Consider the following 18,953-nt stretch of genomic DNA (forward strand, 5'->3'; position numbering starts at 1 on the left):
GGCCGGGTATTCTGAACAAGTAAGCGCGAAGAAAAATCCTTGAGTTGAAATAATTACTAGTCTCTCATCTCCCGCTCCAACCGACCAATTTTGCGGTCAAGGGAAATAAGATAAACCAGTAAGCCTGTGAGCACCACCGCAATAACGGCCACGACCACGTAGATCTTGCCGCTTTGCCGAAGCGCGTCGGCCATTTCGGGCGTATCGGCGCCGGGTGCCTGAGCCAGGGCGCGCAGCACCGGCAGCACCAGCGCGGCCAGCAGCGCCAGCGCATTACGCAAGCTGTTTTTCATAAACTTTTTGTTTGAGGAAAGCGAAGCGACAGGCCACTTGAGTTACCCAGAACGCGAGCAGCGTCCAGCCAATCACGGCCGGGTAGAACACCAGGCGCATGTCGCTGTCGAGGTCGTACTTGGCAAAAGCCGGGTTGCCGCCCGCGCCGGGGTGGAGTGAATCGGTGAGGCGTGGCAGGATGAAAAACAAAGGCATCGCCGCTGCAAAGGCAAAGATATTGTAGATAGCACTGATGCGCGCCCGCTGCTGCTCATCCTGAAACGACGAGCGAAGCACGAGGTAAGCGCCATAGATGAGCATGGCAATAGCAGCACCGTTGAGCTTGGGGTCATTTGTCCACCATGCACCCCAGGTATAGCGCGCCCAGATGCTGCCTGTAGCCAGACCAACCAGCCCCATCAGGATACCGGTCTTGGCCGATTCGTGGGACAGAATATCCAGCTGTGGCGTGGGTGTGCGCAAGTACCGAATGGAGTAGTACACGGAAGTAGCCAAGATAATCGTCATCCCGAACCACATCGGCACGTGGAAGTAGAGGTTCCGAATGCTTTCGTTGAGAATGGCAAGCCGTGGCACTGGCATCAGCAGCCCCGCTACTGCGGTGTAGAGCAACAGCATAACAGCCAGCGCTTTCCACCAATTTGTTTTTAAAAACATGTCGTCAGGTACATGAGTAAGGAATAGGCATAGGGAAGCGGGCCCCGCCTGGCGGACTATGATTGCCTATTCTGCAACACACAGCCTCTTCAATTGGTGCTGCACCGGGCGCTATCTGCTGCTTTCTTCTCGTGTCTTTTCTCATGTTTTTAGCTTAAGACCGCCACAAAAATGGAAACAACAGATAAGATACGGCCGTGACGATTAGGTTCAAAGCCACTAACGTCAGCAGAGAGCCGCGACTGGCTTCAAACTCCAGACCATCCAGGGCGTTCTTGGACACCTTAATAAGGAGCAGCAGCATTGGAATCATGACTGGGAAGCCGAGCACGGCCATCAGGGTACTGCTGTTGGTGGCTTTGGCGGCAATGCCCGACACCAGCGTAAGCGTCGTGGCAAAACCTAGGGCACCTAGCATCACATTCCCGACAAACAGGGTCGAGTTTTGCACCGGGTTGCCCAGTACAATGGCATATACCGCTAACCCGACCAGCGACAACCCCAACAGCAGCAGCGCATTGTAGCCGATCTTGGCCAGAATCACTGCCTGCGGCCGCACCAACGTATAATAATAAAGCAGCCGCCCACGACTTTCCTGTAGAAAGCCCTTGGCGGCTGCATTCACGGCCGTGAAAAGGAGGATGATCCAGAAAAGTGCGTTCCAGGCCGGCACGGGCAGTGCGCCGCCCCGCAGCGAAAAGCTCATGTAGCACACAAATACCGTACTGCCCACATAAAGCAGCATTCCATTCAGGGCGGAGCGCTGCCGCCATTCCAGGCGGAAGTCCTTCTGAATCAAATACCAAATCTCGCGGAGGAGCAGCACGGCAGAGAAAATAATGAACCGGACGGCAAAGATACAACCCCGGCGCGGGATGGTCTTCAATCCACGGTATTATTCTCTCGGCTTAACACTAGCTGCCTGTGAAGTAGTGGAATGCAGAAGCAAACCTAGCTTCTACTTCGTGACGAGGAGCTTGCCGGTGGCGGTAGCTTTTTCCTGCGTCAGGCGGTAGGTGTAGAGGCCCGGCGCCAGCTGCGCCGTGGGCAGCACCAATTGACCGGTGCTAGGTCTGGCTTGCAACTCGGCCACCACGCGGCCAAGTGCATCGCGGACTTGTACGTGGGCGGCGGTACTGGTCGGCAGCGCGAAGGTGACGGACTCGCGGGCTGGGTTTGGGTACGCCGCTACAGTCAGGCGGTTGGCGGTGTGCGTAGCGAGCGGCGTCAGGAACGGCTGAAAATCGACCAGACCTAGGGCTTCGCTATCGACTTTGTGGTAGATGTGGTTTTCGATTTCGGTAGCAGATGCCGTGCCCCAGCCATTGTTTTCGGCTTTGGTGTTGTTCGGGATGTTGTTGTAGAAGTCGTACACTTGGCCGCCATTGCTGTTGTTGGCAAATTGATTCAGGCCCACATTGGTCGTATCAGAGCTGCCTGCCTCGCCGAAGCTGACAACCGGACCGCTCGCGGCCGTAGTCGACGAGCGGATCATAGTCACGCCCCACAAGTTGCCTTTGATGCTATTGCGCGACACGACGCCGGTTTGGGTGCCGGTGCCTTGCAGGCTGATGCCGCTTCCGCCGGTGGCCGCGTTGGGGTTGATGTTGTTGTTTTCAATCGTATTCTGCGTGATGTAGCTGTTGATGTTGCTACCGATGATGGTCACGCCGTAGCGGTTGTTGCGAATCACGTTTTTGCGGATCACGACTTGCGTTCCGTTCGGCGAACCTAGCAGGTTGGAAACGGCAATGCCACCGGACATCAGGTAGCGCCCCACGATCAGGTTGTTCTCAATGATGATAGGTGTAGCTCCGCCCGGACCTAGGTTGATCTGCGGGTAGTTGCCGTTTTCGGTGTCATTCTCAATCAGCACGTTGCCGCGGATAACCGGCGAAACGCCACCGTTGGAAGGGCTCAGAATGGCGGAGCGCCCGTTACGGTAAATGCGGCAGTTGGTGATGGTAGAGCCGCTGCCCGACATATTGATGGCGCCGCTGTTCGTGGCGGTGTTCCCAATGCTGGTTACCTGGTAGCGTATCGCACATCTGTCTATCAATAGGTTAGCACCTACCACTTTGATACCGCCGCCGTATTCCACAATGGTTTTGCGCAGCTGAGAACCGGTGCTCGTCGCCGAAAACGAGAAGCTGTGAAAAGGCGCCGCCGGATTGACAGCCGTGAACTTGGCCGAATCGGGTGGGTTGACGAGCAGCACGCCATCCACATAGAACAGCGCGAGTGAGGCCAGGCGCACGGTTGCGTTGGTGTTGATCAGCAGCGTATCGTTTGCCGCCAGCCGGATCGTGTTGTTCACCTGAAAGGCGGGGCCCGCGCCCGTCACCGTTCCGCCTGAGGCGGCGGCCAGTTGGTCCAGCGTCCAGCGGACACCCGTGCCGGGCGTTTGGTACTGCGCGTAGCTTCGCCCAACGGCCATTAGCAAGACGAAGGTCAACAGTAAAGCGTGTTTCATAGGTAATTAGGGTTAGGTTGAGGAAAGAAAAGTACTGAATAGGCACAAAAAAGCCACCGAGGCTGCCCCGGTGGCTTTTATTTTTACGACGACCTAGGTCTGAGCTTTAGAAATCATAGCCCAGCGTGAAGTAGAATTTCGGGCCGCTTTGCTTGTAGTCTTCCTGGCCCCAGGCCACATCGGCTTTGCCGTAGAAACCTAGGATGGTGGTGCGCATCCCAAAACCGTAGCCAATCAGCAACGGGTTGCTGAAGTTCGTCACCACGGCAGTAAACGCGTTTCCTTTTATTATAGGGTTTGGTGGTGTATTGAACGAGTTATCTAGGCTAAAGGGATTTGAGCCAGAATAGGTTGTGCCGGCATCACCGAAAGCGGTTAGTTGCAGGTTGCGGAAGAACCCCGAATAGATTGGCTTGCGGGAAATGTACTGAATGATCGGAATGCGCAGCTCCGAGTTGAACAGCACGTACTTCGGACCCGTCCGCTTGTTGTAGTTGAAGCCGCGCAGATTGGTTACGAACTGCTGGTAAAATACGTCGGCCGGATCAGTTTCGGCGGAATTGATATTGCGCGAACCATCGTAGCGGTTGTTCAGCCAGTTGTCCATGCCGCCCAAGCGGAAGGTTTGCTTGTCGTTGCCGATAAACTGGCCATAGCTAGCCCGGTTGGCCCAGATAATCTGCCGGTGTAGCTTCTGGTAGTGCCGCAGGTCTACGTAGATCTTGCCGAAGTTCAGGGCCTTGTTATCCAGGCTGTTCAGCTGAAGCACCCCAAATTTCATGCGCGTGCCTTCCAGCATGTTCACCCCGGTCGCAATGGCATTGTCGAACACCAGCTCGCCACTCGCCCCGACATAGTTGCGGTTGATATCACCATTGTTGGTGAGTTCGCCTTGCTGCGTTCTGTTCAGGTTCACAAAGCGCGGCCCCCCACGCACGCTCAGGTTGTGCGTGAGCGGATACGCAATGTTCGGGGCTATTTCATGCCGGCCATAGCGTATACGTTGGCCACTGGCACCCGTATCGAAGAAGTAGGCTTGCTTCTGGTAGCTGATGCTCCAGTCGTAGCGATGCTTCAGGTTGGTGTAGGAAGCCGAGATGTTGCTCGTACGTAGGTCGGTGAGGGCGAAGATGCTGGCCTGAATCCGGTGATCTTCAAACATATCCGACATATTGGCCTGCGCAATAAGCCCAACGCCCAGCAGCGGATCGGTGTAGATGGACGACACCACATTATCGATGCTGAAGCGCGTATCGTAGCGCGACGGCCCCGACACGGCGTACGCATCGGTAGGCGGCGCGGTAGGCAGCGCCACGACCGTGGCGGAACGCTTGCGACGGGCGGGCGCAGCCTGCGAAGCCGGGACATCGTCGTCAAACTGGTAGTCGCTGGTGTTGATTTTCGCGTTGGAAGGCTTAGGAGCAGCAGGTGTTGTCGTTGGCTGCGTAGTTTGATCAGTGCCGGCGGCTGGCTCCTGCACAGCCGTTGGAGGTGCAGGACGCGGCGTAGGCGCTGGCTTCGGCCGCGACCGGTCCTCCAGGGTTTCCTGGCGAGCTGTTTTGTACAACGTCAGGTTGTCGGGCAGCGCGTACTTGGGGTATACGTACACGTACTCGCGGGCCTGATCATTGGCAATGAAACCTAAGGCGCCTGTGCTGGCATTATAGTCGTAATCCTTGATATTCTCCAGGAAGCTGCTTACCGGCGTGCGCTTCTTGGTGCTGAGCGACAGCCGATAGATGCTACGCACGCCGCTTTCTTCACCCAGGAACAGTACTTCCTCATCGGAAATGGCTCGTGGGCGTGACTCATTGGAGATGGTGCTTACCAACGACTCCATTGGCTGTGCCCGACCATCGAGATGGTACAGGAACAAGTCGTAGTTATTGACGACGCTCCCGAAATTGCCTTTCGCCGTGCCGGCTGAGTCGAGCCAGCGGTTGGAGCTGAACACCACCCCTTGTCCGCCGGGCAGAAAGTTAGGTTGCACGTCGTCAAACACGTCATCAGTCAGCTTCTCCGGCCGTCGGCTACCCGCCCGCAACAGGTATAAGTCGTTTTGCCCATTCTGTACGCCGCTAAATACCAGCGCTTTGCCATCGGCCGAGTAGCTCAAATCCAGTACCTGCTGGAAAGGCTGAAAAATTGACGTGCTCTTCCGAAAGCTAGGTAGGACAGCGCGCAAACGCACGAGCAAACCTAGGGGGCCCGCGCCGGCAGCCTGTTGCAGGTGCAGGGCCATGTTGCCTTTCTCCATTTCGGCAACGGCCACCTGGTTGTTGCCGCGCCAAGCTAGCACCGGCAGGCGGCTCTCCACCTGCTGATCGGGCGTTTTGTATCCGTTGCGGTGAATAACCGTCCGCTTCGAACCGTCGCGGTTCACGACCACCACGCGGTAGCGGCCGCGGTCATTCTGCGCGTAAGCTAGCCTCTGCCCGTTCGGACTCAGCACCGGCTGCGAATAGATGATGTTTCGACGGTTCGTCTTCGTGACCTGGGCTTTCTCCTCGGGCAACACGAAGGATGTCTGCGGCTGGGCGTTTAGCTGGCGGTAGTAGCTCAGCCAATCTTTCAGAAAGACTTTGTAGGGCACGTTCAGCGAGCTGCTGATACCCACTTCCACGTCACGGGTGATGCGCGTCAGGTTCAGAATGTTCTGAACGGTGGTGTAGCCGTAGCGCTCGGCAATGTAGTTCCACACGCTCTGGCCGGCGAGCTGCGGATTGCGCAGGAAGAACTGAGCCGTTTTATTGCCTTCGTTCTTCTGCGTCATATCGCGCATGTAGTCGTCCATCTCCATGCTCCAGCCTTCGGCTGCGTAAGCCGATGCGCCGCTCACAAACCAGTCGGGCAGCTGAAGCAAGTAGGTGCTCTGGAGCACTTCCTTCAGCGAGCCGCCGTACATCATGTCGTTGAGCAGCACGCGCGTAATCTGGTAGCTCAGGTCGCGCTTGAACAAGGTTTGCTGGCCCTGAAAAGCTAGCTGCACCTTGCTCATGCGCAGCAGCGAGGTTTCGCCGCCGGTCTGGTACTTATCCGAATACAGCCCGATGTTGCTTTGCCGCAGGTCGCCCACGGAGTTGTAGAGCATGATGGTCGTCTTCGAGTAGGGATAATACCCGATGAGCGACGTGACGCGCTGCAACTCCTTCTCGGCGTACTCGGCTGCGCGGCGCGCCGTCGCTTCGCCGCCTGCGTAGTAGTACACGTTGAAGTTCTGGGTGCTGAGCTGCTGCCAGTTGAAATCCTTGTACTGAACGCGGACACGGCCGAAAGCCTCCTGCGAGGTTTGGGCCTGCGCCGTTCCGCTTACTAAAAAAAGACCTAGCAGAACCGTCGCGGTGCCCGTTGCCGAGCGGCTCAACCTAGGTGACCATGAAAAGGATAAGTGCTTCATACGAAAGCAAAAAGGCAGACAATCAAGAAGAAAAACCACCCTCTTTCCGGGCGGCTACATATAACGCATGATAGCGCAGAATATTGACCTCGGGCCACAATTCTGCGTGGCCTTCCAGTACGTCGGCGAAATGCCCGGCTAGCAGTGGCGCCAGCATCACGCCTTTGGATCCAAAACCATTCAATATACTCATAACTGGCGTAGCCGGATGCACACCGAGCAAGGGTTTTCGGTCGCGCACGGCAGGCCGCACACCAGCCCGCTGCGCCAGCACCACGAAGGGCTGATCCGTCATGCTGGCCAAGCGCTGGCTAAGCTCCGCGCGGGCCTCCTCCGTGGTACCTTCCGCGAAAGGTGGCCACCGATACGTAGCGCCCACCCGGAACCTTGCGGCGCCGAGCGGCAGCACGTAGGCACCCTTGTTAAGCACCTGCGTATCTGCTAGTCCCGAACACTCAACGTCTATCACCTCGCCTTGGTTGGGCGTGAGCGGCAGCCAGTCGAAATAAGGGTTGTGAACGGCCGCCGCACCTTCGCAGCACACCACGCGGCGGGCGTGTACGTCGCCGGCGTAGCTAGCGCTGGCCGGGCCGACAACAAGCTGATTCCAGTCAAAAGTTTCGCGGCGCAGCCAGCCTTGCTCCAATCCTTCGGCGGCCAGCGCCACCAGCAGTTCCCGCACAGCCAGGTAGCCGCCCCGACGAATGCGCACGCCGCCGAAATCCTGCCGGACGCCCGGCGCCGGCGGTAAGCTAGGGGCGAGTTCTTCCACAAAGTTCTGCCACGGATGGTCGGCGCTACGGGCGAGCAGCGTGTTCTGCTCGGCCACCGACGAGAACAGCTTCAGAATGGGCGTTTCGAAGAAGAACTGTTGTCCGAACCGCTGCTCCAGCTCCCGATAAAAAGTCGCGGCGGCGGTTAAGAAATCATCGGCGCGCCAAGCTAGGGCGAAGCGCTTGCCCGCTACCGGGTTCATCAGCCCGGCCGCGACGTTGGAAGCCGAATCGGTTTGGTAAGTATCTAGTACCAGCACAGTTCGTCCGCGCCGCCGCAGCTCGTGAGCCAGCGTAGCGCCCGCAATACCATGCCCGATAATCAGGTAATCGTACGTTGTCATTCCGAGCAAGGTAAAGCAAATTGCGTTTTTCCCATACTAGCTAGCATCCTCGTCAGTTATTTGCTAGGCTGATTCGCGCCAAGACTCGTAACTTACCTCCGCCTTACCCCTAGGCCTAGCTTGCTAGCTTTACTTTTACGCTGTTTCATGACCGTTACGGGTTTTACTTTCAACGCCTTTTCCGAGAATACGTACCTGCTGCACGATGCCACCGGCCAGTGTGCCGTCGTCGACCCCGGCTGCTATAGCCGCCAGGAACAGGCTGCGCTCCAGGAGTTTATTGAGGCTCAAGGCTTACAAGTAGTTCTGCTACTGAACACGCACTGCCACATCGACCATGTGCTTGGCAATCAGTTTATTCTGAGCACGTACAAAGTTCCTTTTCTGATTCACGAAGCCGACCTAGGTACGTTGCATTCGGTATCAGCTTACGCGGCTCCCTACGGCTTTCCGCAGTACCAGCCCGCGGAGCCCACCGGCTTTCTAACCCCAGACCAACCCGTACAGTTCGGCGACACAGCGCTAGCCGTGCGCTTCACGCCGGGTCATGCACCGGGCCACGTTATTTTTTATCATGAGCCTACGAAGGCGGTAATCGGCGGTGACGTGCTGTTCCGCCAGAGCATTGGCCGCACCGACCTGCCCGGCGGCGACTACGACACGCTCATCGACAGCATCCGCACGCAGCTGCTCACGCTGCCCGACGACGTGACGGTGCATCCAGGGCACGGACCGGCCACTACCATCGGTGCGGAGCGCATTTCTAATCCGTTTCTGCGCTAGCACCTAGCTTTTTATGGCAATCAAAAAGCATTTACCCAACGCCCTCACCTGCCTGAACCTGCTGTGCGGATGTGTCGCCTTAACGCTTATACTATCTGGTAATCGTATAGGCTCACCTTATACGATAAGCATGCAGGATGTAGCGCCGGATCATGTATCAACCATTTTTAAACTTATCCCTTTAGAAGACGCCGCCTACCTGATCGGCCTAGCTGCCGTAGCTGACTTCTTCGACGGCCTGGTGGCACGGGCGCTGCACGTCTCCTCCCCTATCGGCAAAGACCTGGATTCGCTGGCGGACATGGTATCCTTTGGCGTGGTGCCGGGGGCTATCTTGTTTAAGCTGCTGCAACTAGCATTGCCCGACAGCTTGCCGAGTTGGCTGACTTACCTAGCTTTTACGGTCAGCATCTTTTCGGCCCTGCGGCTGGCCAAGTTCAACAACGATACGCGCCAAACGAACTCCTTTATCGGTTTGCCCACGCCAGCCTGTACGCTGGTGGTAGCTTCCCTGCCTTTGATTCTGCTGCACGATTCGCTTGGTGTCAGCGGCATCATCCTGAATCCGTGGGTGCTGCTAGGTCTCACCATGCTGCTTTCCGGCTTGTTAGTGGCTGAGATTCCGCTGTTTGCTCTGAAGTTCAAAAACTTGCGCTGGCAAGACAACTCCTTGCGTTTCGTATTTTTACTGCTGAGTGTCGGATTGTTGCTGGTGCTTCAGGCTACTGCTGTTCCGGTTATCATACTGCTGTATGTACTGCTGTCGGTTTTGCGCCCTGCTACCAGCTAATTTTGGCTTTCAGCTTTACAATATTTGAATGTTTAAGCAGTTAGTAACAGCATCCTTGCTGAACGGTTAGCGACTAGCCGCATGGCAGAATTCTTTCAGAACTCATCCTGCTCAAATACTATCGGAAATACATCTATGCGCTCCGTTGCTTTATATCTTCTGCTTTGCGGCATCCTGTTGGGCCTAGGTGCTCCGGCGCGGGCACAATCGGCTGAACAAGTGGTGCATCAGGTGCTTACGTGGAACGGCTACGCACCGATCGAGCTGCCCAATGGCGCTGTAAAGCGAGTACCTACTTTCGTGGGCGCTAGTTACCGACCCGGCGAATTGCTAGGTACGTACACGCTCAACCTGACTGGTACCATAGCGGATGGTACGCTACGCAACACGGTATACGAACCCTTGTCAGCCGCCGACAGCCGCATCTTCACGAGCAAAGAGCTGCCCACTGATATTTCGGTACGGGTAGCTAACGGTACTGCGCGCCGCCAGCTCCTGAGCTTCGTGACCATCCAGCCCTTGCGCCGCAATCAGCAGACCGGCCAGGTCGAGAAGCTGGTTTTCTTTGATTACGCCTACACCACGCAAGGCAGAACAGCCGCCCGAGGTACTACCACGCGCAGCTATGCCTCTAGCTCTGTGCTGAATAGCGGCGACTGGTACAAGATTGGGGTGCCGGCCAGCGGTATCTACAAACTGGATAAAAACCTGCTGAAGTCGCTGGGCATTGATGTGCAAAACCTAGATCCGCGTCGCTTGCAGGTGTATGGTAACGCAACGGGCATGCTGCCTCAGCTCAACAGCGACCCGCGCCCCGACGACCTGGTGGAAAATGCCATTTTCGTATCGAGCGGCAACAACAGCATCTTCGCCGACAACGACTACGCCTTGTTCTACGCCCGCGGCCCGCACACCTGGACCCGCGACGGAACGACCCAACGCTTCAAGCACATTCAGCACCTGTACACCGATACGGCCTACTATTTCGTGCGGGTAGGCACTGCCCTAGGTAAGCGCGTTGCTACTGCGCCGGCTCTGACGGGCGCTTCCGCTTCCATCACCACCTTTGCAGAGCGGCAGTTCTACGAGCATGATTTGGTGAACCTGCTGCGCTCCGGCCGGCAATGGCTGGGCGAGCTTTTCAGCAGCGGCACGCAACAGGATTTCACCTTTCCTATCCCGGACCTCGTGACGACAGTGCCGGTGCAGGTGCAGTCAGCGGTGGCAGCCAGCGCTGCCTACGAAGCAGATGCTTTATACAGGCCTCTTAATACCAATTTTCGGGTTGCCATCAATGGCGCCGCGCAGAATCCTGCGCAGCTAGTGCAAGTAGCGGGTTCCATTAGCTTTCCCGATGTAGCCAATACCAACACCACGAACTATTCGGCAATACTAACAGGTACACCAACTGAGGTGCGGGTTACGCTTACCTATGATGCTAGCGGAGTAAGCAACTCCAGCTCAGCAAGAGGCTACCTAGATTATCTGGAAGTAAATGCGCAACGTCGCCTGCGTATGAGCGATAAGATGCTGGAGTTTCGCTCGTTTGAGAACATTAGCACCAACGCCCGCAGCCAGTTTGTGCTGAACGACGCTACCGATGCTACCGTGTGGGATGTAACTGATCCACAGGTACCCGTACAGCAAGCCCTCACTGCTAATGGCACCAGCAGCAGCTTTGTTTCCGCAACGAATGTGCTACGCGAATACGTTGCCTTCAAAGGCAACGACTTTCCGACGCCCCGCACCTTTGGCCGCGTACCAAACCAAAATCTGCACGCTTTGAACCTAGATGGCAAGCTGGATCTAGTAATCGTGTGCTATCCGCCATTCAGGAGTGAAGCCGAACGCTTGGCTCAACACCGCCGCGACCATGACAAGCTCGTGGCGCAGGTAGTCACGACCACGGAGGTTTACAATGAGTTCAGTTCGGGTGGTCAGGATATCACTGCCATTCGGGACCTGATGAAGATGGTGTACGATCGGGCCCCCGCTGGCAAACAGAACTTTCTGCTGCTCTTCGGTGATGCTTCCTTCGACTATAAGTCGGACCCGAGCAACGACCTCACGAAGGCTCCTGCCTGGTGGAAGAACCGGCAATGGGCTCCGAACACTCAGAACGTAGATAAGATCAATCAGAACTACGTGCCCGTGTACGAGTCACGCGAGTCATTTGCACCAATATTTCCTCGTGCTGGCAATGGTAACTCCTATTCTTCTGATGACTTTTTTGGTTTCCTCGACGATGAGGAAGGCTATTGGAGTGAAACCGGTGGCCTAGAAGAAAAGCTCGACATCGGTATTGGGCGCCTGCCAATTCGTACGCCGACTGGCCAACCTAGCTCGACGGCAATGGCGCGGAATGTAGTAAACAAGATTATTGCCTATGATGCGCCCGACACGTATGGCAAGTGGCGCAACCGCATCACCTTCGTGGCGGATGATGGTGACGCCAACACCCACATGAATAACTCTTCAGAGCCTTTTGCTAACACGCTACCTAGCCTCTACCCTGGCTATAATGTGCATAAGGTGTACCTGGATATGTACCCGCAGACTATTTCTGCGGCGGGCCAACGCTCCCCAGACTGTAACAAAGCTATCGACGAAGCAATTGAGCAAGGCTCACTAATCGTCAACTATAATGGGCACGGTGGCCCCGAATCGTGGGCGGAAGAGCGCATCTTCACCCGAGAGTCGATTGCTCAGCTTAAAAATACCCAACGCCTCAGCTTCTTTATCACGGCTACCTGCGACTTCAGTACCTACGATAACCCGGAAGTTACCTCGGCGGGCGAGCAACTTCTCACTGATACCCAAGCTGGTGCTATTGCCCTGCTTACTACCACGCGTTTGGCGACTACCTCGGCTAACTATGATTTGAATACCGCTTTCTATAACGATGTTTTTGTACCCATAACCGCTGATGGCACTATGCCTCGTCTGGGTGATGTAGTAGCCGAAACCAAGAATAAAAGCTCGCAAAGTGCTGGCACTATTAACCGTCACTTCAGCCTTCTTGGTGACCCTACCACGCGCCTAGCCTACCCCGAACAAACAGTTGCCCTGAATACAATCAATGGCCAGCCTATTACAGCTAGCACTACGTTAAGATCTCTAGATAAGGTAGAGCTAAAAGGGGAAGTGCGGCGCAGTGGTGCTATCAATACCAACTTCACCGGCACGACGCAGGTAACGGTATACGAGAAGCCAGATACCATCAGAACACTCGGTAACGAGGCCGACTCACCGCCAGAAGACATCGTGGTGCAGCGCAATGTGGTGTACGACGGCCAAGCCTCGGTGCGAAACGGGCAGTTCTCGCTCAACTTTGTAGTGCCCAAGGACATCAACTACAACCTAGGTAATGGCAACATCAGCCTCTACGCCTTCGATGCAACAAACCGCGTAGATGCCCACGGTAATACCATCGTTCCCATTGGCGGCGCCAACTCCACCGCCCAAGCGGATAGCTTGCCGCCTCGCATTCAGCTGTTCATGGACTCGGAATCGTTCGTATTCGGTGGCACCACCGGACCTAGCCCTACGCTGTTGGCCAACCTGAACGACGAAAACGGTATCAACACGGCTAGCTCAGGTGTCGGCCACGAAATCACGGCCGTATTGGATAACGACTTAAGCAAGCTCACGATTCTCAACGACTTCTATACGGCCGCTGTCGACAATTACCAGGCGGGCACCGTGAAGTACCTGTTTAAAGAGCTCACAACTGGTCCGCACCTCTTGCGCCTAAAAGCTTGGGATACGCATAATAACTCTGCCGAGAAAGAAATAGAGTTCATTGTAGCCAACAACGAAAAGCTAGCTCTTAGCCACGTTCTTAACTACCCTAACCCGTTTTCCACGGCCACTACCTTCCATTTCGATCAAAACCGCAGCGGCGACGATCTGGAAGTGCAGGTACAGATATTTACGGTGTCTGGTAAGCTGGTACGAACACTGCGCACATCTGTAGCGGGCAGCGGCTCTCACTTAGCGCCCCTTACCTGGGATGGGCGCGATGAATACAACGACCAGCTAGCGCGCGGCGTGTACGTGTATCGTGTAAGTGTCCGCTCGCTTACGCTAAGCGGATCTACGGCTTCGAAGTACGAAAAACTAGTTATCCTTAACTAACCTTGTCCATCACATTCAAGCAGACCGAGACGTCTGCTTTACGCCTAATTTCTTCTGTTGTATGATTTCTCCGAAGCTGCCCTTGCGTTTTGCGCTTCTTTCCGGTGTCCTGAGCTTATCAGCTAGCGCTGTTGCTCAACAGAACACAATAACCACGGCGGTGCCTATCCTGACGCTCAGCCCTGACTCCCGCTCAGCGGCTTTGGGAGAAGCAGGGGTTGCCATTTCCCCCGATGCTAACTCCTCGTATTATAATGCCGGCAAGCTAGGTTTCGTCCCTAATAAGTACAGCGTTTCGCCTTCCTACACACCCTGGCTGCGCTCCATCACGGACGACATGGGTTTGGCTTACCTATCTGGCTATTATAAGCTAGGTCAACGGTCTGCGCTTGCCGCCTCCCTGATGTACTTCGACCTAGGCAGCATTTCCCTACGCAGCTCACAGAACCAGCCGCTGGGCAACTTCAACCCCAAAGAGTACGCCGTCAGTGTTTCCTACGGACAGAAGCTGAGCGACAACTTTGGTGTGGGTGTCACGGCACGTTACATTCGCTCTAATCTCACAGGTGGCAACCTTGGCACCGATGCCAAGCCCGGCAACGCTGCGGCCGTAGACCTAGGTGTATACTACAACAAGGATCTGACTATCGGCACGGGTGAGTACAACCTAGGTTTAGGGGCTTCTGTCTCGAATATTGGCAATAAGATCACCTATACCAACCCACAACAGGCTGACTTCTTACCTACTAACCTGAAGCTAGGTACGGCCATCACGCGTGAGTTGGATGCGTATAATAAGATCACGCTCGCTTTCGACGCAAATAAGCTGCTGGTTCCTACTCCTTATTACGAGGTGGGTGTGCCGATGAATGATCCTCGTATACTACAGCGCAACGCAGATATTGCCAATAAGTCGATTGTAAGTGGCATCTTAGGTTCTTTCAGCGATGCTCCGGGAGGAGCGAAGGAAGAGCTTCAAGAAATCAACCTTTCAACGGGTATTGAGTACTGGTACAATGACCTGCTGGCAGTCCGGGCAGGCTATTTCTACGAGAATAAGAACAAAGGTGACCGGCAATACCTCAGCTTCGGTGCGGGTGTCCGCTACCAGGTTTTTGGAGTCGATGGCGCGTACTTAGTTCCTAACCAGCGAAACAATCCTTTAGCGCAAACTATTCGGGTCTCTCTACACTTTAACTTCAACAAGCTGGAAGAGGCCTTTGGTCCCAGCGACAGTACTCCCGCGAACTAACCCGTATCTATGCTCGACCGTCAAGTCGCTCCTCTCGTTCAGCCGTTGGCCAGTGTAACGCTGCCGGCGGCTGATGTTTTTTCATTACCTAATGGCGCTAGGCTGCACATCATGCGCAACAACGCCCAACCTGTTGTACGTCTTCAGGTGGTATTTCCAGCTGGGAAATGGTACGATCCAGCCTCCGGCGTGTCGTTGCTCACAGCTCGTATGCTACTGGAAGGTACGCGCACGCGCACTGCTCGCCAGATTGCCGATGAAGTCGCATTCTATGGGGCTTCTCTGGAGTGCGAGCAAGGCTTTGACCGTGCCACGCTTACACTCTACTGTCTCGCCCGTCATCTTGAGCAGCTTATGCCTCTAGTGGTAGATGTTATCACTGAGCCAGTATTCCCATGTGCTGAGTTCGACTTAGCAAAAACCCGTACTATCCAAAACATACGGATTGAGCGTCAAAAAACCAGCTACCTAGCTGCTGAGCGGTTTTCGCACAATCTGTATGGACCAGCTCACCCTTATGGAGCTATTCTCGATGAAGCTATTTTTCAGGCTACTACAACCACAGATATTGAGAACTTTCACCAGCACACCTATTTGCTAAGTAGTTCTGAAATATTCCTTTGTGGTGACGTAAGTGCTCAGCATGAAAAGCTACTCGCTCATTTACTTGGAGAGCAGTCTTCCTCCAATACTCCGTTAGTCATTGAGAAGACTAATCCTCAGCCGACGCTTACCCATGACCACGTTCTTTTAGCTGATAGTATCCAGTCCTCCCTACGTATCGGTCGGCTCTGGCCTAGCTCTAATCACCCAGACAATCATTTTTTACAAGTATTGGTCAAAGTACTAGGCGGGTACTTTGGTTCTCGCCTGATGAAGAATATTCGGGAGGATAAAGGCTATACCTATGGTATTTATGCCAGTGTTTCTCCTCGTGAACAGGCCACTGGCTTCATTATTGGCGCCGATGTTAATGCAGAAAGTACCTCATCTGCTATAACAGAAATACATCGGGAATTGCAACGCCTTCAAGAAAAACTTATTCCTGTTGAGGAGTTACAAACAGTTAAGAACTACATGGCAGGCAAGTTCGCCAATGAGCTAAGTACAGTCTTTGAGCAATGTGATAAATATAAAACGCTGGTCTTTCAAAACTTACCCGTTTCTTATTACACAGATTTTCTTAATCAAATCGGATATGTAACCTCCAGAAAGCTTCAAGAGCTAGCTATACTATATCTATCACCAGCTAGTATGATTGAAGTAATATCTGGTCCTTCACGTTAACATTCAATATCCTTTAGCAGCAGAAGGCGAATCCTTATTATATCTAGTGCTGATCTGTCCCCGTAAAATGTACGCTTCCCGAAATAGCGAGCCAGTAGTGAGTAGAGAAAGCCGTAACTTTCACTACCTGACGACTTACGAATGAAAAAGGGACGATTCAGCGAGGCCCAGATTGCGGCCATTCTGCAACAACAAGCCAGCGGGCAGACCGTCGCGCAAATCGTGCGGGAACACGGGCTGAGCGAGGCCACGTTTTATGCCTGGAAGAGCAAGTATGCGGGGGCGAGCGTGGCCGAGCCGACCCGGCTTAAGCACCTGGGAGACGAGAATCAGTGCCTCAAACAGATGTTCGCCGACCTGAGCTTAGAGAATCAAGCTATTAAGGAGATATTGCGAAAAAGTAGCCAGCGGCGCGGCGCCAGGCAGCGCAGGGCTTAGTGAGTAAAGGCTAGAGCCAGCGGCGGGCGTGTGCACTAGTGGGACTTTCCCGTGGCAGCTACCACCAGGTAGGACAAAGGCGCAATGACGAGCCGGTGCAAGCCGCCCTGCGGGCATTAACCGGGCGGTATCCGGGTTGGGGCTTCTGGAAACTGCATCACCGGTTGCGCAAAAATGGCCTGGTAATCAACCATAAACGCACATCGCGTATTTATCGAGCCCTGGCCCTGAACCTACCCCGGCACCTAAAAACGCGTACCTGCTCGCGTCAAGCAGCCGTTAGTCGTACCGGGGGCTGCCAACGTGTGCTGGTCACTCGACTTCACCAGTGACGTGCTGACGGACGGTCGTCGGTTCCAGACCCTGAACGTACTCGACGATTACAACCGCCAGTTGCTGGGCGTCGAAATTGACTTCTCGCTGCCCGCCGCTCGCGTCGTGAAGGTGCTGACGCGCTTGGTCGAGTACCACAGCCGTCCGGCGCGGCTGCGCATCGACAACGGGCCGGAGTTTGTTAGCGCCCGGTTGACCGAATGGTTCGAGGCGCAGGGGGTATCGCCCTGCACTGGATTCAGCCGGGCAAGCCGACGCAAAATGCCTATATCGAACGCTTCAACGGCTCATTTCGCCGCGAGCTGCTCGACGCTCACCTGTTCCGCTCGCTGGCCCATGTGCGCCAACTCGTGGAAGAATGGATGCTCGACTACAACACACAACGGCCCCACCAGGCATTGCATTTTATGACCCCACTCGAATTTAAACAAGCGGCTTAACCTCTGCCTACTACTTACTGGCTTATCGAACGGGGAAGCGTACAAGTAGCGGCCGGTAGCCGTTGCCGCAGTACTGACTGCCCCGGTCCGAATGGACTATCAGCCCCGCCGCTGGCTTTCGGCTCAACAGCGCCCGACGCAAGGCCGTGACCACCGATTCCTCGGGCATGCTGCTCAGTACTTGCCACCCCACGACGTATTTGGTGTGCACATCCTGAAAAGCGGCCAGATACGCCCAATCGCCGTTTTGCAGCGGCAAATAGGTGATATCGCCCACCCATATCTGATCAGCCTCAGTGGGTGCTGGTCGATTCAGCACGTGATTGGCTACCCGTGCTCACCCTGAGTGGTGCGCGGGACAAACGCCTGCAGCTGCAGGGGCACTAGTGCACGCTGGCGTAGTGCTTGGCGGATGTGGTGGCGCCCAACCCGGTGTCCTTGGGCGTGCGTGCAGCTCGGCCCGCAGCCGACGCGTCCCATAGCGCCGCTTGTGCTGGCTAAACAGCTGACATAGCGCCTGCTCCCAAGCGGGCGCCGGTGGGCGAAAAAGCTCTTTTCTGCTGTCAGCGGTAGTAGCTGGCTACCGCCACATCGAGCACTTGGTAGAGCCGGCGCACAGGATAGCGACGCTGTTGCGCTTGGATAAAGCGAAAGCGGCTCACAACGTCGGCATGAAGATGGCCAAGTCTTTTTTAGGATGTCGCGCTCCTGTTTTAAGCGTCTGACCTCAGCCCGCAACTGGCGCATCGCGGCACTTTCTCCTTCCTCACTACCCACTTCCAGTTCCGGTTGCGCGGCTTTTTGCCACTTGTAAAGCAGTTTGGCGCTAATGCCGAGCTGCCGGGCAGCGGCTTGCGTGCTGCGACTTTCAGTGGTTAGCCGCAACGCCTCCGCTCGGAAAGCGTCATCATAGTGGCGACGCTTACGTTGCGCGCCTAGATTCGTTTTTGACGTCATGACAGAAGGAAGATAACGCCCTTTTCTGTCTCACTTTCTTAGACTCTCTCACTCATATAGCCACTCTCTAACTCCCAGGTAACGGATTAGCCGTTCTGTCTGGTTAAACAACGCACTTTAGCGTCTACATCTTGCTTGGATAGTTTGGCAGGAGTGCGTTGCGCAGCGAAGGGTGGGGGGCTAAACGAGTTCAGCCCTGACTGTTCGCGCGGAGGGCAGCGACCAGCCAGGGCTGAAGAACAAGCAAAGGTTGGCGGCGACCGACTCTCCCACCGGTGAAGGCAGTACCATAGGCGCACCGGGGCTTAACGACTCTGTTCGGAATGGGAAGAGGTGAACACCCGGGCTAAAGCCACCATTGCTGGTGATTGGCTCTTCAAATAAGGAGGAGCCAACAAAGACGTTGACGTACTAAAACGAGTAAGAAGGAGGCAAGCGGTAGCGGTGGAAGTGTTCGGGTGCTTAGTACTACTCGGCTGTGCTGTTTCCAGCTTTACACCTGTAGCCTATCTACGTCATCATCTCTGACGGCCCTTCGTATATGGGAGATCTCATCTTCTGGTGAGTTTCGCACTTAGATGCTTTCAGCGCTTATCTC

The 18,953-nt window shown here is 55.2% G+C and carries 12 protein-coding genes, 2 rRNA genes and 2 pseudogenes; 6 read left to right on the forward strand and 10 right to left on the reverse strand.

The genetic code is table 11. The features are described from left to right. Positions 1-56: 56 nt before the first annotated feature. From IEX74_RS15900 to IEX74_RS15925, 6 genes are all read right to left on the reverse strand, one after another. Positions 57-293, reverse strand: a complete 237-nt coding sequence (locus IEX74_RS15900; RefSeq protein ID WP_188814999.1) for a CcmD family protein — start codon at positions 291-293, stop codon at positions 57-59. Next, positions 274-951, reverse strand: coding sequence for a cytochrome c biogenesis protein (locus tag IEX74_RS15905; RefSeq protein ID WP_188815000.1), 678 nt, complete (start codon positions 949-951; stop codon positions 274-276). Before IEX74_RS15905 ends, IEX74_RS15900 begins: the two co-directional genes overlap by 20 nt. A gap of 154 nt (positions 952-1,105) precedes the next feature. After that, positions 1,106-1,774, reverse strand: coding sequence for a heme exporter protein CcmB (locus IEX74_RS15910; protein ID WP_262892042.1), 669 nt, complete (start codon positions 1,772-1,774; stop codon positions 1,106-1,108). 135 nt (positions 1,775-1,909) lie between these two features. Further along, positions 1,910-3,424 (reverse strand): T9SS type A sorting domain-containing protein, encoded by a 1,515-nt coding sequence (locus IEX74_RS15915; protein ID WP_188815001.1) that lies wholly within the window; start codon positions 3,422-3,424, stop codon positions 1,910-1,912. A gap of 106 nt (positions 3,425-3,530) precedes the next feature. Beyond that, positions 3,531-6,821, reverse strand: a complete 3,291-nt coding sequence (locus IEX74_RS15920; RefSeq protein ID WP_229755322.1) for a hypothetical protein — start codon at positions 6,819-6,821, stop codon at positions 3,531-3,533. Between the two features lie 22 nt (positions 6,822-6,843). Beyond that, positions 6,844-7,938: an NAD(P)/FAD-dependent oxidoreductase gene (locus IEX74_RS15925; RefSeq protein WP_188815002.1), complete on the reverse strand. Its 1,095-nt coding sequence runs from the start codon at positions 7,936-7,938 to the stop codon at positions 6,844-6,846. Positions 7,939-8,085: 147 nt separating this feature from the next. On the opposite strand from IEX74_RS15925, the gene IEX74_RS15930 reads away from it, so the two are divergent. The 6 genes and pseudogenes from IEX74_RS15930 to IEX74_RS15955 all read left to right on the forward strand — a co-directional run bounded on the left by IEX74_RS15930 (position 8,086) and on the right by IEX74_RS15955 (position 17,398). Further along, positions 8,086-8,721 carry an MBL fold metallo-hydrolase gene (locus IEX74_RS15930; RefSeq protein ID WP_188815003.1) on the forward strand — a complete coding sequence of 212 codons (636 nt, stop codon included), beginning with the start codon at positions 8,086-8,088 and terminating at the stop codon, positions 8,719-8,721. A gap of 13 nt (positions 8,722-8,734) precedes the next feature. Beyond that, positions 8,735-9,511 (forward strand): CDP-alcohol phosphatidyltransferase family protein, encoded by a 777-nt coding sequence (locus IEX74_RS15935; protein ID WP_188815004.1) that lies wholly within the window; start codon positions 8,735-8,737, stop codon positions 9,509-9,511. A gap of 135 nt (positions 9,512-9,646) precedes the next feature. Next, complete coding sequence (gene porU, locus IEX74_RS15940; RefSeq protein WP_188815005.1) at positions 9,647-13,648, forward strand: type IX secretion system sortase PorU; 4,002 nt, start codon at positions 9,647-9,649, stop codon at positions 13,646-13,648. Positions 13,649-13,709: 61 nt separating this feature from the next. Then, positions 13,710-14,900 carry a type IX secretion system outer membrane channel protein PorV gene (gene porV, locus IEX74_RS15945; protein WP_188815006.1) on the forward strand — a complete coding sequence of 397 codons (1,191 nt, stop codon included), beginning with the start codon at positions 13,710-13,712 and terminating at the stop codon, positions 14,898-14,900. A gap of 9 nt (positions 14,901-14,909) precedes the next feature. Continuing rightward, on the forward strand, positions 14,910-16,187 hold the full coding sequence (locus IEX74_RS15950; protein WP_188815007.1) for a M16 family metallopeptidase: 1,278 nt from the start codon (positions 14,910-14,912) through the stop codon (positions 16,185-16,187). 141 nt (positions 16,188-16,328) lie between these two features. Then, positions 16,329-17,398, forward strand: a pseudogene (locus IEX74_RS15955) (IS3 family transposase). 22 nt (positions 17,399-17,420) lie between these two features. Here the strand turns inward: IEX74_RS15955 and IEX74_RS15960 are convergent. The 4 genes and pseudogenes from IEX74_RS15960 to IEX74_RS15975 form a co-directional block, all read right to left on the reverse strand. After that, the gene (locus IEX74_RS15960; RefSeq protein WP_188815008.1) at positions 17,421-17,717 is read right to left on the reverse strand and encodes a DDE-type integrase/transposase/recombinase; all 297 of its coding nucleotides are present in this window, start codon (positions 17,715-17,717) and stop codon (positions 17,421-17,423) included. 398 nt (positions 17,718-18,115) lie between these two features. After that, positions 18,116-18,355 (reverse strand): annotated as a pseudogene (locus IEX74_RS23520) (transposase); the annotation flags it as partial. 248 nt (positions 18,356-18,603) lie between these two features. Continuing rightward, positions 18,604-18,715: ribosomal RNA gene (gene rrf / locus IEX74_RS15970) — 5S ribosomal RNA — on the reverse strand. An 81-nt stretch (positions 18,716-18,796) separates the two neighbouring features. Next, positions 18,797-18,953, reverse strand: a 23S ribosomal RNA gene (locus IEX74_RS15975); the annotation flags it as partial.

It is taken from the genome of Hymenobacter cavernae, assembly GCF_014641455.1.
GTDB lineage: Bacteria > Bacteroidota > Bacteroidia > Cytophagales > Hymenobacteraceae > Hymenobacter > Hymenobacter cavernae.